A 13,337-nucleotide genomic window follows, 5' to 3' on the forward strand; every position below is an offset into this window, starting at 1 on the left:
GGTCTTGCCCCGCTGTGTGACGGGGCTTACGTTCTCCTCTACGCACGTGTCTACGGGCGTAGAAACGCGTAGAGGCTCTCTGACGCCGCGTCGAAGGAGCAGCTCATGTCCCAAGTCGTACGCGCCGCACTCGTCCAGGCGACCTGGACCGGCGACACCGAATCCATGATCGCCAAGCACGAGGAGCACGCGCGCGAGGCCGCCCGCCGGGGCGCGAAGATCATTGGCTTCCAGGAGGTGTTCAACGCCCCGTACTTCTGCCAGGTGCAGGAACCCGAGCACTACCGCTGGGCCGAGGCAGTCCCGGACGGGCCGACCGTCCGGCGGATGCAGGAACTCGCCCGCGAGACCGGCATGGTGATCGTCGTGCCGGTCTTCGAGATCGAGCAGTCCGGCTTCTACTACAACACCGCCGCCGTCATCGACGCCGACGGCTCCTACCTCGGCAAGTACCGCAAGCACCACATTCCGCAGGTCAAGGGATTCTGGGAGAAGTACTACTTCAAGCCCGGAAACGTCGGCTGGCCGGTCTTCGACACCGCCGTCGGCAAGGTCGGCGTCTACATCTGCTACGACCGGCACTTCCCGGAGGGTTGGCGTCAACTCGGGCTCAACGGTGCCCAGTTGGTCTATAACCCGTCCGCGACCTCACGCGGCCTGTCCAGCTATCTCTGGCAGCTGGAACAGCCCGCGTCCGCCGTCGCCAACGAGTACTTCGTCGCCGCGATCAACCGCGTCGGCCAGGAGGAGTACGGCGACAACGACTTCTACGGAACCAGCTACTTCGTCGATCCGCGCGGCCAGTTCGTCGGCGAGGTGGCCAGCGACAAGGAAGAGGAACTCGTCGTCCGCGACCTCGACTTCGGCCTCATCGAAGAGGTCCGTCAGCAGTGGGCGTTCTACCGCGACCGCCGCCCGGACGCATACGAAGGACTGGTGGAGCCGTGAGCAGCCTGCACCGACGCCATCTTGCTGTCACTCCCGACTGGCTGGCGCTCTACTACAAGGACCCGCTGGAAATCACCCACGGCGAGGGCCGGTACGTCTGGGACGCCGACGGCAGGCGCTACCTCGACTTCTTCGGCGGCATCCTGACCACCATGACCGCCCATGCCCTGCCCGAGGTGACCAAGGCGGTCAGCGAGCAGGCGGGGCGGATCATCCACTCCTCCACGCTCTACCTCAACCGGCCGATGGTCGAGCTGGCCGAACGCATCGCCACGCTCTCCGGCATCCCGGACGCCCGGGTCTTCTTCACCACCTCCGGTACCGAGGCCAACGACACGGCCCTGCTGCTCGCCACCGCGTACCGCAGGTCGAACCAGATCCTCGCGATGCGCAACAGCTACCACGGCAGATCCTTCTCCGCGGTCTCCATCACCGGCAACAACGCCTGGTCGCCCACGAGCCTGTCGCCCCTGCAGACGCTGTACGTGCATGGCGGCGTCCGCACCCGGGGGCCGTACGCGCACCTCGGCGACGCCGACTTCATCGCGGCCTGCGTCGCCGACCTGGAGGACCTGCTCGGCCACATCCGCGAGCCCGCCGCCCTGATCGCCGAACCCATCCAGGGGGTCGGCGGGTTCACCTCGCCGCCCGATGGTCTGTACGCGGCCTTCCGGCGGGTCCTCGACCGCCACGGTGTGCTGTGGATCTCCGATGAGGTGCAGACCGGCTGGGGCCGCTCGGGCGAACACTTCTGGGGCTGGCAGGCGCACGGCGAGAACGGGCCGCCGGACATCCTCACCTTCGCCAAGGGCATCGGCAACGGTATGTCGATCGGCGGTGTGGTGGCCCGCGCCGATGTCATGAACTGCCTCGACGCCAACTCCATTTCGACCTTCGGTGGCTCCCCGGTCACCATGGCGGCCGGCCTCGCCAACCTTTCGTACCTCCTCGAACACGATCTGCAGGGCAACGCCCGGCGCGTCGGCGGACTGCTGATCGAGCGGCTGCGCGCGGTCGGCGCGGCTGCAAAGTGCGTGCGCGAGGTGCGTGGCCGTGGTCTGATGATCGGCATCGAGCTGGTGAAGCCCGGCACCGATGAGGCGGATCCGCAGGCGGCCGCGGCCGTGCTCGAAGCGGCCCGGGAGAACGGCCTGCTCATCGGGAAGGGCGGCGGTCACAACACCAGCGTGCTGCGGATCGCGCCGCCGCTCTCGCTGACCATCCCGGAGGCGGAGGAAGGCGCGGAGATCATGGCCGAGGCTCTGCGGTCGGTGCGATGAGAAGCCGCTGAACCCCGGGGTGCGGCGGCGGACCGCTGCGGGGGTGCGCGGATCGGCCGCCGTCACATCCCCGCACCGTCGTCACATTCCCCTGCCGCCGTCAGCCCGGGTGGCCAGCCGGCACCGGAGACGGTCGGGCCATCGGGTTGGCGTACAGGTTGCTCCGCGCGGTCAGGCCCTTGACCATCAGCTGTTCGATGTGCGGCACATCGGCGCGCGAGAAGATATCGAAGGTGGCGCCGTCGATGCCGATGACCAGGGTCTTCGCCTGCTTGGTACCGGACGGCAGACCGGCGTACGGGGCGGCGGCCGCCGCCTTGGAATCCTGGGCATGGGCGGCCGTGGTGGCGAGCGGCAGGGCGACGGCGGCGGCCGGCACCGTACGCGCGGAGCGCGACAGGGACACGTGATCCTCCGGGATCGGTCGGTGGGCACCGGCCATCGGGGGCGTCCGGTGCTGTGTCCGAGGTTCGCCGTCGGTGGTGATCGGACCACGCCGCGTACGGGACCAGCGCATGAGCCGTACCCGACATGTGGACCAGACCTGTCATCATTTCGTTATTCTCGGCCGTCGTTGTCGTCGGCCGACGACAACCGGCGCCTCTTCGCCCCGCTCTTCGCCACGACGGGCCCGGACGGCCCGCCGCTGATCACCTGTCAGGCGGGCCATGGCGACGGCGGTGCGGCTGCGGGACCTTCCCGTGGGACAGGGGGACGCCGACGTTCCGGCGCCCCGCAGTCCTGACGGCTTCACGGCGGCGTGCGCGTACCGAGGCGTACGGATGCGCGACAGCTACGGCGTGACGCGGTCGAACTTCACCCAGCCGCCGTGGTTCCCGTCATCCGTGCCCCAGATGGCCCGCCCGCCGGGCAGAAACGCGATCGCCTCCACCTTGCGGTCGTCCTGCTTGGTGAAACGGCGGAGCGGGGTGAGCTCGTCGGCCGTTCTCAGCCGCAGCTCGGCGACGTGCGCGTCGTTCACGGTGAGCCGTCCGGCGTCGTAGACCGCGGAGCTGAACGGTCCGTCGTCCGCACGGGGATTTGACGCCGACGACACCAGGACGGTCCCGTCCGCCAGAACCTTCAGGTCGCTGATGTGCCGCACCTCGTCCTCCTTCGGAAACGGCACGGCGAACTCCTGCCGGGTGGTGGGGGAGCCGAAGCCGAGACCGTCTGCGCCGATGGTCGCCGACGCCGCGCGTACGACGGCCTTCTGCTCGCCGCTGCCCCGGGTGGCCCACACCGCGAAGACCTTCCCCGACTCGTCGCGGTGCAGCGCGAAGCTCTCGTAGTTGTCGCCGTCGCGTCTGTCCGGCACGGTGACGGGACCGGCCTGGACGGTCGCGCGACCGTTCGCCACGACGATGTGGTACGCATCGCCGTTGCCGGCCAGGACGATGTAGTGGCCGACGAGGCCGGGCACCGCGTCGACCGCCTCCAGGTCCTTCGGCAGGACGCCGCGCCAGGGCAGTTCGGTGGTGACCGGCGCTCTGCCGGGCCTCATCCGCACGGTTGCCACCCGGCTCTCGCGGTCCGCCTTGTTGTCCCGCACGATGACGGCATCGGCCCCGTCGGGGATCACGGGTGCGCCCTCGGCCAGTGCCATGCCGCTCACACCTCCCTGGATGCCGGTCCCGACCCGGTGCCATCCGTCCGACGGTTCGGCCGCCCGGGCCCCGAGGGCCGCCGAGGTGATCGCGGCGCAGGCCGCCGCTGATACGATGATTCCGTTTCTGATCATGGGCCGAAGATAGGCCGGGGATCCTCGTGGCGGCCCGACCGGTCCCGTGAGGTCCGGGAGGTTCCCTCCCCCGGCGGTAGGGGGTTGAGGAACATCCCTGTCAGATCGTCCGCTAAGGATCCGTCGGCCCTGGTGGGCGGCTGACGGAGCGTCGACTCGGGGTCAGTCTGAAGGTGTCCCGCAGATATCGCCCTATTATCTGCGGGACGGCTGATCGCGACCTGCGGGAACGGCCGCCAGGCCGTACATGAAGCGGTCCTGTTGTCTGCGGCAAGGGGGAAACAGTGCCCGCCGTTGTACAACTGCCCGCCGGGAAGGCGCTGACCGTCCGCGCGGCGGCCGACGTCTTCCTCGAATCGCTCGGCAACCCGAACACGGTCCGCAACTACGGGATCGGGGCGGGCAAGACCGCCGAGCGGCTCGGCGAGGGCCGGCCGCTGGCGTCCGTCGCGGGCGACGAGATCGGCGAGGCCCTGGAACTGCTGTGGGGCACCTCCGCGGTGAACACCTGGAACGCCCGGCGCGCGTCGGTGCTCTGGTGGCTGGGCTGATGCGATGAGCGAGGGTACGACGGCCCAGCGGTCCCTGCCTGGGCAAAGCGGCTTACCCCGCCGGACTCCGAGGCGCCGGCCCGCTCGAAAATGGCGATCGGCTGGCTGATCGCGCAGCGGGAGGTGCATCTGCGGGAGAAGACGCTGTGGCGGATGCTTTACGAGACCACCGCCCGCGCCGAGGAGATCCTGGGCGTCAACATCGAGGAGTTGGACCTCCCGGGCGCCAGGCCCCGGTGAAGGGCAAGGGCGCCCGCCCTCGTACGCGTCGTCGCGGCGCAGTCCGCGAGGACTTCGTCCTGGAGACGGTCTACTGGGACGCTGGCACCGCCCGGTTGTTGCCTCGCCTACTCAAGGGGCGTACGCGCGGCCCAGTGTTCGTCACTCATCGCAAGCCCGGCCCTGGCAAGGTCGTCAGCCCGCGCGATATCTGTCCGGACACCGGGCTTGCACGTCTTTCGTACGGGCAGGCCCGCATGCTGCTGGACGAACCACCGCCCTCGGTGGTGGGCCGGGCACGGGCTGGGATCTGCACGAGTGGCGGCACTCCGGCCTGACCCACCTCGGCGAGGGAGGGGCGAGCCTGCTGATGCTCATGGCCAAGTCGCGGCACAAGAAGTCGGAGAACGTCCGACGCTATTTCCACCCTTCCGCAGAGGCAATCGCCGAGGTCACGAGTTTGCTCGCGCCGAGCGACGGCAGGCGTTGAATTCGGCGGTACCCGGCCTGTCGGCGCTGTCGCGAGGGCGAGCGGGGCACACCCCCTGGTACGCAGGGTCGGCAGTGTGCTGGTGCAGGAGGCTGCCGACCGCTGGCTCACAGGCGGCGCGAACGCTCATCTCTGGCCGTGGCTGAGCCAATGGGCGATGTCGGCAATGACGGCAGGGTCGACATGCTGCGGAGTGCCGTATTCGGCGGGGGTGGATGGTCCCGCGCCGGGGAAGAACAGGTGGTTGTCGGCTTCGTAAACACGGATATCGGCTTCCGGGCGGCCGACCAGGCCCGTCCGCCATCGCACCAGGTCGTCGGCGACGGTGACCTGGTAGTCGCGTCCTCCTTGGAGGATGAGCATCGGCTTGCTGACTCCGGCCGCGATTGCGACCGGGTCGTAGTCACGCAGTTCCAGCCAGTACGGCGCGGACAGCCCGAACGGCAGATCCGCTGCGGGGGTCGAGGGCGTGAGGTCCGCGCTATCGACCAGGGCGGCCTGCCGCTGGAAGGTTTCGATGACCGCCGGTGGGACCTGGTCGGGGAGCACGGTGGCGAGGTAGCTGACGACGCGGACAGCGGCGTGCTGCATCGGCTGCGTGTCACCGGCCATGATCACCAGGCCCGCCACCGCGGGTGCGGCGACGGCGACGGCGGGAGCGACCTTGCCGCCCATGCTGTGTCCGAGGACGAAGACCCGCTCGGGGTCCACCGAGCGGTGGCTACGGAGCAGGCCGACCGCGTCGACGGCATGCGGCACGTATTCCTGCGTCATCGTCAGGTCCGATGCCGCGGCCACATCGCGGTGGGCGTATGTCGCCTTGTCGAAGCGCAGCACCGTCGTCCCGCAGCTGGCGAGCCCCCAGGCCAGGTCCTTGAGCGGTTTGTTCGGCCCGCTGGTCTCGTCGCGGTCGAACGGTCCACCACCGGCGAGCAGCACAACGCCGGGGCCGGGAGCCTGCCCGCGGGGGACGCTCACCGTGCCTGACACCGCGAATGGGCCGGTGCCGACGGTGACCTCGTGCTCGCTGAAGCGGCCGGGCTCGGCATAGGGCGGTGGCACCCAAACGAGTTCTGAGCCGGTCATGGACTCTGTCGCAGAGCCGTCAGGCATTCCATCACAACCTTTCTCAATGGATGCGAACGGTAGCATGGCGTGAGATCATTACGGGATGGATGCTTTCGAACTCTTGGCCCACCCGGTGCGGTTGCGAGTGGTTCATGCGATGCGCGGCGGCAGGGAACTGACCACCGCCGACCTGTGCGGCCGCATCCGGGACGTCTCGAAGGCCACGGTCTACCGGCACGTCGACCTACTCGCAGCCGGCGGGGTCCTGGAAGTCGCCCTGGAGCGGCGCGTGCGCGGCGCGGTCGAGCGCCGCTACCGGCTGCGCCGCGACCGCGCGGGGATCAATACAGCAACGGCCAATTCACTCTCGCTCGACGACCATCGCAGCGCATTCGCCGCCGCTCTGGCGGTCCTGACTGCCGAATTCACCGCGTATCTCGACCGCGACACGGCCGACCCGGTAGCCGACCTGGTCGGCTACCGGCAGCATGCCGTCTGGCTCAGCCCTGGGGAACTGCACGGGATGATCGACGGGATGCGGGAGGCAATCGCCCCCCACCTGGCCAACGAGCCATCACCCGACCGCACGCAGTACCTGATCAGCCCGATCCTCTTCCCCGTCGAAGCGCCGCCGACCGAGACCTGCACCGATAACACCGCCGCAGGCAGCCAGAGCTCGGGACCCGGCATCTGAGCCAGGTCCACCACTGTCCCCGTGCCCGGTTTGCCCCGAAGCCCAAGCCGCACGGCCAATTCCGCCACCGAGAATGCTGATACACCTTCCTACGCATCATCGGCGGTATCGGGGGCCCGCAGCGGGCGCAGGCCGCCAGGCAGGTCGGGCAGCTGGCACGAGTGTCGGCCGAGCATGTTGACGTGGTGCCGTACGAACGGGGAGAGGCGGGCCACGTCCTCGTCGCGGACGTCGAAGCCGTCCGCCCGCAGCTGGGTTACCGCCGCACCCATGTACCGGGTGGTGAACAGCACGAGGGCGTTGAGGACCAGCCCAAGGGCGCCGATCTGGTCCTCCATACCGTCCTGGTAGCGCTGGTAGAGCTGTCCGACACCGATCCCCGCCGGGAACGGCGCCGCACCGTGCCGTGCTGTGGGCCGGTGGAGTGCCGGGCGGGGGAATCAGAAACGTCTTCAGCGGTTGGCCGCAGCGGTATTGCCACAGTGGGTAACCCACTTCTACGTTCTTCACCACGCACCTTGTCTACGTGCGTAGACCCGTTCCACCACAGTGAGGAGGGGTACATGAGCCGCACCGTCATCCACGGTGGTCTCGTCATCACCGCGTCCGACGAAATCCATGCCGACGTACTCATCGAGGGCGGCCGCATCGCTGCCCTCGCCGCACATGACAGCGACACGGCCGAGGGCTGGAGCGCCGACCGGAGGATCGACGCCACCGGCAAATACGTCATCCCGGGCGGTGTCGAAGGCCAGGGATGTTCAGCCCGAGTAGGGCCCTGACCTGTAGGAACGCGCCGATCTCGGCCTGTCGTCGGGGCGGTATCTCCTCATCGCCCCCGCCGGTGACACCCCACCGGGCGCATCGCGCAGGCAGAACGGTCCACGAGCGAGTACCCCGTATCCGACGCGAATGGAGCAGAAGCCATGACACGCACTCTGATCACTGGCGGCCTGGTCATCACAGCCTCCGACGAGCTCCACGTCGACGTGCTCATCGACGGTGGCTGCGTCGTAGCCATGGCCACCCATGACACTCATGAGTGGACAGCCGACCACATCATCGACGCTGCGCAGAAGTACGTGATCCCGGGCGGGGTCGATGCCCATACGCATATGGAGATGCCCTTCGGCGGCACGTTCGCCTCCGACTCCTTCGAGACCGGAACTCGGGCCGCAGCCTGGGGCGGCACGACGACAATCATCGATTTCGCTATCCAGCCCAAGGGCGGAGCGCTCGGCGAAGGGCTCGATGCGTGGAATGAGAAGGCGGACGGAAAGTGCGCGATCGACTACGCCTTCCACATGATCATGTCCGATGTGAACGAGTCCTCGCTCAAGGAAATGGACAGGCTCGTGTCGGCCGGCGTCAGTTCGTTCAAGCTCTTCACCGCGTACCCGGGGGTCTTTCTTTCCGACGACGGTCAGATTCTCCGGGCCATGCAGCGCGCCGGCTCGAATGGCGGGCTGGTGATGACGCACGCGGAGAATGGTCTCGCAATCGACGTGCTGGTGGAGCAGGCGCTGGCGCGCGGCGAGAGGGATCCGCGCTACCACGGTGAAGTCCGAAAGGCCCTTCTTGAGGCGGAGGCGACGCATCGAGTGATCAAGCTGAGCCAGGTGGCGAGTGCTCCTCTCTACGTGGTGCACGTGTCGGCGCAGGAGGCCGTTGCCGAATTGGCGCGGGCTCGGGACGAGGGTCTTCCTGTTTTCGGCGAGACCTGCCCGCAGTACCTTTTCCTGTCGACCGACAACCTGGCCGAGCCTGAATTCGAGGGCGCGAAGTATGTCTGCTCGACTCCGCTGCGTCCGAAGGAGCACCAGGCAGCGTTGTGGCGTGGACTTCGGGGGAATGATCTGCAGGTGGTCTCCACGGATCATTGCCCGTTCTGCTTCAAGGGGCAGAAGGACATGGGCCGCGGAGACTTCTCGAAGATCCCGAATGGCATGCCGGGTGTTGAGAATCGTATGGACCTGCTGCACCAAGCCGTCGTCGACGGGCACATCAGCCGTCGCCGCTGGATCGAGATCGCCTGCGCGGCGCCGGCCCGGATGTTCGGCCTGTACCCGAAGAAGGGCACGATCGCTCCGGGGGCCGACGCGGACATCGTCATCTACGACCCGCATGCTGAGCAGATCATGTCCGCCGAGACGCATCACATGAACGTCGACTACTCGGCCTACGAAGGCAAACAGGTGACGGGGCGGGTAGAGACGGTGCTGTCACGCGGTTTCCCGGTGATCGACAAGCGCACTTATGTGGGCCACGCGGGACACGGGGCCTATCTGCCGCGGGGAATCTGTCAGTTCGCGAACTGACAGATTCCCCGCGGGGAAATCCCTTGTTCTTCCGTCCGGGTGACACCTCGGCAGGCAGGGCTGATGCGTTCTCAGGCTGCGAGATGAAGCAGGTCGAGCGCGTGCTCGGTCCGTGACCGATAGTGGCCGGCGGCAGCGGTGAGGTTCGCCCAGTCGGTTTGGCGAAACCGCCCAGCAGCCGCCGGTCAGGGGAGCGAGGTGGCGGTACGGCGGCCACCTGTGACGCGAAGAAGGTCCAGTTTCCCCGCGTCGCTGCTTCCGGCCGCTGCCGTGTAGGTGACCATGCGCAGGTCCGCGCCGGGGACGATGAGGACGTCACAGTCGAGCAGGATGTCGCCGATCTCCGGATGCCGGATCGTCTTGCGGTCAGTCGTGTGTGGGGCGGCGGTCGTCTGCGTGGCCCAGTGTTGAGCGAAGGCGTCGGATATTTCTCGCAGTTCCTGCACGAGACGATCGAGCTGGGCGTCCGCGGGATAGCGGGACACGGCGTCCTTGAGGTCGGCGACGACCGACGCCTGGAAGGCGTCTGGTCCGCGCTCGGACCGGATGGGAAGCATTGAGGCGTGTGCGGCGCCGTTGCCGAAGAGTGCGCGGGCAAGGTTCCGTTCGGCGGTCGGGATGACGGCGGGGTCGCCGTGCAGGGCGCTCCACGTGGTGTTCCACCACACCAGGGTCCAGTCGGCGGTGAACACGCCGATCGGGACGTCGTTCAGGCGCGCGGCGAGCCGTTGGATCCCCGCAGGGACGTGGGTGCTGACCGTCCCATCCTGGGGCGGCAGGAGCCTGGCGCTTCGGTACAGCTGGTCGCGCTCGGCGCGGGAGAGCTGAAGGGCCCGGGCGAGGGCACCGACGACCTGGGCCGAGGGGCTGGTCGCGCGTCCCTGTTCCAGGCGCAGGACGTAGTCGACGGAAAGCCCGGCCAGCTGCGCCAGCTCCTCGCGGCGCAGTCCCGGGGCACGACGGCCGTCGGTCACGGTGAAGCCGGCGTCGGTCGGGGAGAGGCGGTCGCGCCAGGCGCGCAGGAGGGCGGCGAAATCGGAGCGGGAAGCAGCCATGGGTTCATTCTCGCCGTGCGGCGCCGCATCAGCCTGGGTACTGCCGGTCCTAGTGACGGGGACGGCACTGGTTGGCGCTGGCGCAAACAGCGAACGTGGGGCTGCGCCCAAGCCGGGCGACATCGGCTGACCAGTGAAGGAGCCTTCCATGGAGCACACCATCGTGATGACGGGCGCGAGCCGCGGGATCGGCCGCGTCGCCGCGGAGCAGATCCTGCGCCGGTCACCGAACGCACACCTCCTCGTCGTCGCCCGCGAATCCTCCGGCGCACGGCTCGCTGCGGAACTCGCCACGGGCGGGCACACGGTCTCGCACGTCCCGGCGGACCTCGGCTCGCTGGACAGCGTCCGCCAGGCCGCCACCGAGATCCGCGACCGGCTCGACCGCGCTGGCCTGCCGCCACTGCGCGGCTTCGTGGGCAACGCGGGTATCCAGTACACGAACGCGCTCACCGAGGGACCCGACGGACTGGAAGCCACGTTCGCAGTCAACGTGCTCGCCAACCACCTGTTCGTACGCCTGCTCCAGGACCGCTTCGCCGCCCCCGCCCGGATTGTGATCACTGTCAGCGACACCCACTTCGGCGACTTCAAGCACAACATGGGCATGGTGCCGGGCCCGGCCTGGAAGTCCCCGGACGCCCTCGCCCGCACGGGCGCCTTCCCCAAGCCGGACACCAGGGTCGCCGGGCGCACCGCGTACTCGACGAGCAAGCTGGCAGCCATTTACCTCGTGCACGAGTACGCGCGCCGCCTGCCGTCCGGAATCGACGCGGTCGCCTACAACCCGGGATTTGTCCCCGGCACCGGTCTCGCCCGCAACGCCGACCCCGTCTCCCGGTTCGCGATGCGCCGCATCCTGCCAGCGATGACCCTCACCCCGTTCGCCACCAGCCGCAAGGCGGCGGGCCGCTACCTCGCCGACGTCGTCCTCGGCGCGACCCAGGCGCCGACCGGCTCCTACGTCGACCGCAGCCGTGCGGACCGCTCGTCGGAGGAGTCGTACGACCCACAGCGTGAAGGCGAACTCTGGGATGCCGCTGAACGGTTCACCGCGGCGTGAGCAGCCAGGGCGGATGCGATGAGCGGTTCACCCCGATAGATCGAGCAGTGACCGAATGGCCCGGCTGGCAGCAGTGAACGCGACTCCTGATGATCAAGGTTGTCGAAGTCTTTGATCACGAACAGGGGTCGCGTTCGCGTGTCATCCTCCCTGATCGGTGTCCTGCGGCGCCACTGCGCAGACATCGACTCCACCTGTCCGGATCCGGACCCGCCGCAGCTCACCTGCCTGGCGGACGTGCTGGGCCGGATACCCGATCCCCGACGGGTCCGGGGCCGCCGCTACCGTCTTGGCTCCCTGCTCACGCTGTGCCTGGTCGCCGTCCTCGGCGGAGCCACCTCCCAGAGTGTCCGCCGCCTACTGCGCGGCTGCACGGTCCTTCGCGTGCCACTCCTGGGCGTCCTGGTCTGCCCGGGCGTTCTCGTCCGAGCGCAGCGGGGCGGTCGGTGCGAGTTCGGCCACAGCCTGTTCGGGCGAGAGCGCGCGGAGCCGGCGCAGGTAGCGCTCGTACCACAGCAGCGCGGCGCCGAGGAAGATGACGACGCCACCGACGTTGTAGGCCAGCGTGAGCCACAGGGCCTGCCCCTCGGGGAACGTCGAGGCCACGAAGGCGACCGCGAACACCGACAGGAGGAACACGGACATCGCAAGGCCCACGCCCCGGGAGCCGAACCGGAAGGCACGCACGGCGTCCTCGAACCGGGCCCGCAGCACCAGATAAGCGATGAGGATGAGCGCCGGCGGGAGCAGGGCCGTGGCGGCCGTCATGTTGGTGACGGTCTTCAACAGGTCGTTGATCGAGCTGCCCGCACCGAGGGTTGGGATGAACAGCAGAGGCACGACGATGGCGAACTGGATCCAGGCCCCGACGACGGGCACGCCGTGCTGGTTGAGCGTTCCGACGCGACGGCCGAAGATTCCGTCGGGTATCTCGGAGAAGAAGACCTTCACTGGCGCCGAGGTCCAGATCAGCAGGCCGCCCAGGGTCGCGACCAGCATGATGAAGCCGACGATCCGCACGACCACGTCGCCGGGCAGGCCGAAGTGCCCGGCGGCCGCCTGCATGGTCACGAAGATGCCGTTGCTGTACGACACGCTGCTCTTCTCCACGAACACGCCCATCAGCCATGTACCGAGCGCGTAGAGCAGGCCGATCGCGACGCCGGCCACGATGATCGTGCGGACGAAGGCCCGCACCCCGCCCTTGAGGTCGTTGAGGTACACGCCGATCGATTCGGCGCCGCCGACGCCCTGGATGATCCACGCCAGCGTGCCCAGGAACGCCCACACGGTGAGGCCGGAGCCCGGGTCGAGGCGCATCCCGCCGGGGGACATGTCATTGGCCGGGGTGATGCCGCCGAGGAGCCCACCCACCGCGGCGACGATGAAGAGGATCGCCATGACCAGCATGAGGGTGGACCCGAACGAGGTGACGGTGCCGATCCAGCGGGCGCCCTTGGTCGAGACCCACGTCGCGACGGCGAAGACCGCCACGGACAGTACGGCGATGAGCCAGGGCTGGATGGCCCACTCCTGGCCCAGGATCATGTAGCCCGCGTACACCAGGACGAGCGGCAGCAGCGAGATGAAGTAGAAAAGGTTCACGAACCAGTAGCAGAACGCCGTGAAGAACGCCCACCGGCCGCCGAGAGACGACTTCACCCACTGGTAGACGCCCGACTCCGCGCTGCGGTTGAGGCTCACCATCTCGGCGATCACGAGGGTGAAGGGGACGAAGTAGAGGATCGTGGCGATCAGGAAGATCGGGGCGGCGAGCGTGCCGATCGCCACGTAGTTGTTGATCACGTTACGGAAATTGAAGACTGCCGCGATGACCATGCTGAACAGGATCACCGCACCGATCGACCGGCGATTCGTCATGGAATGCTCCGGAGCTGCGGGGGTGGGAT

12 protein-coding genes and 1 pseudogene are annotated in these 13,337 nt (G+C 68.3%); 7 read left to right on the forward strand and 6 right to left on the reverse strand.

The annotated features are described in order from the left end of the window. Positions 1–105 precede the first annotated feature (105 nt). Entirely contained in the window at positions 106–948 is an 843-nt protein-coding gene (locus tag ACF08M_RS23525) for a nitrilase-related carbon-nitrogen hydrolase (protein WP_362197193.1), read from the forward strand. Further along, positions 945–2,228: an aspartate aminotransferase family protein gene (locus ACF08M_RS23530; protein ID WP_392187229.1), complete on the forward strand. Its 1,284-nt coding sequence runs from the start codon at positions 945–947 to the stop codon at positions 2,226–2,228. The genes ACF08M_RS23525 and ACF08M_RS23530 overlap by 4 nt, the downstream gene beginning before the upstream one ends. Before the next feature lie 100 nt (positions 2,229–2,328). Here the strand turns inward: ACF08M_RS23530 and ACF08M_RS23535 are convergent, their stop codons facing one another. Beyond that, positions 2,329–2,634, reverse strand: a complete 306-nt coding sequence (locus ACF08M_RS23535; protein ID WP_392187230.1) for a hypothetical protein — start codon at positions 2,632–2,634, stop codon at positions 2,329–2,331. A 387-nt stretch (positions 2,635–3,021) separates the two neighbouring features. Further along, the gene (locus ACF08M_RS23540) at positions 3,022–3,969 is read right to left on the reverse strand and encodes a hypothetical protein (protein ID WP_392187231.1); all 948 of its coding nucleotides are present in this window, start codon (positions 3,967–3,969) and stop codon (positions 3,022–3,024) included. A 284-nt stretch (positions 3,970–4,253) separates the two neighbouring features. Between ACF08M_RS23540 and ACF08M_RS23545 the strand changes: the two are divergent. Then, positions 4,254–5,229 (forward strand): annotated as a pseudogene (locus tag ACF08M_RS23545) (site-specific integrase). 126 nt (positions 5,230–5,355) lie between these two features. Here the strand turns inward: ACF08M_RS23545 and ACF08M_RS23550 are convergent. Beyond that, complete coding sequence (locus ACF08M_RS23550; protein ID WP_392187232.1) at positions 5,356–6,315, reverse strand: alpha/beta hydrolase family protein; 960 nt, start codon at positions 6,313–6,315, stop codon at positions 5,356–5,358. An 85-nt stretch (positions 6,316–6,400) separates the two neighbouring features. Between ACF08M_RS23550 and ACF08M_RS23555 the strand changes: the two genes are divergently transcribed. Next, positions 6,401–6,991 (forward strand): helix-turn-helix domain-containing protein, encoded by a 591-nt coding sequence (locus tag ACF08M_RS23555; protein WP_392187233.1) that lies wholly within the window; start codon positions 6,401–6,403, stop codon positions 6,989–6,991. Between the two features lie 89 nt (positions 6,992–7,080). Here the strand turns inward: ACF08M_RS23555 and ACF08M_RS23560 are convergent, their stop codons facing one another. Further along, positions 7,081–7,368, reverse strand: coding sequence for a Tn3 family transposase (locus ACF08M_RS23560; RefSeq protein ID WP_392187278.1), 288 nt, complete (start codon positions 7,366–7,368; stop codon positions 7,081–7,083). 186 nt (positions 7,369–7,554) lie between these two features. On the opposite strand from ACF08M_RS23560, the gene ACF08M_RS23565 reads away from it, so the two are divergent. Both ACF08M_RS23565 and hydA read left to right on the forward strand, forming a co-directional pair. Beyond that, positions 7,555–7,773 carry a hypothetical protein gene (locus ACF08M_RS23565; RefSeq protein ID WP_392187234.1) on the forward strand — a complete coding sequence of 73 codons (219 nt, stop codon included), beginning with the start codon at positions 7,555–7,557 and terminating at the stop codon, positions 7,771–7,773. Positions 7,774–7,917: 144 nt separating this feature from the next. Beyond that, positions 7,918–9,309 carry a dihydropyrimidinase gene (gene hydA, locus ACF08M_RS23570; protein WP_392187235.1) on the forward strand — a complete coding sequence of 464 codons (1,392 nt, stop codon included), beginning with the start codon at positions 7,918–7,920 and terminating at the stop codon, positions 9,307–9,309. 185 nt (positions 9,310–9,494) lie between these two features. Here the strand turns inward: hydA and ACF08M_RS23575 are convergent, their stop codons facing one another. Next, the gene (locus tag ACF08M_RS23575) at positions 9,495–10,364 is read right to left on the reverse strand and encodes a helix-turn-helix transcriptional regulator (protein WP_392187236.1); all 870 of its coding nucleotides are present in this window, start codon (positions 10,362–10,364) and stop codon (positions 9,495–9,497) included. A gap of 148 nt (positions 10,365–10,512) precedes the next feature. Here ACF08M_RS23575 and ACF08M_RS23580 point away from each other — a divergent pair, with 148 nt between their 5' ends. Next, positions 10,513–11,427, forward strand: coding sequence for an SDR family NAD(P)-dependent oxidoreductase (locus tag ACF08M_RS23580; RefSeq protein ID WP_392187237.1), 915 nt, complete (start codon positions 10,513–10,515; stop codon positions 11,425–11,427). Between the two features lie 357 nt (positions 11,428–11,784). Here the strand turns inward: ACF08M_RS23580 and ACF08M_RS23585 are convergent, their stop codons facing one another. After that, entirely contained in the window at positions 11,785–13,308 is a 1,524-nt protein-coding gene (locus ACF08M_RS23585; RefSeq protein ID WP_392187238.1) for an amino acid permease, read from the reverse strand. Positions 13,309–13,337 lie beyond the last annotated feature (29 nt).

It is taken from the genome of Streptomyces sp. NPDC015032 (assembly GCF_043080425.1).
Lineage (GTDB): Bacteria > Actinomycetota > Actinomycetes > Streptomycetales > Streptomycetaceae > Streptomyces.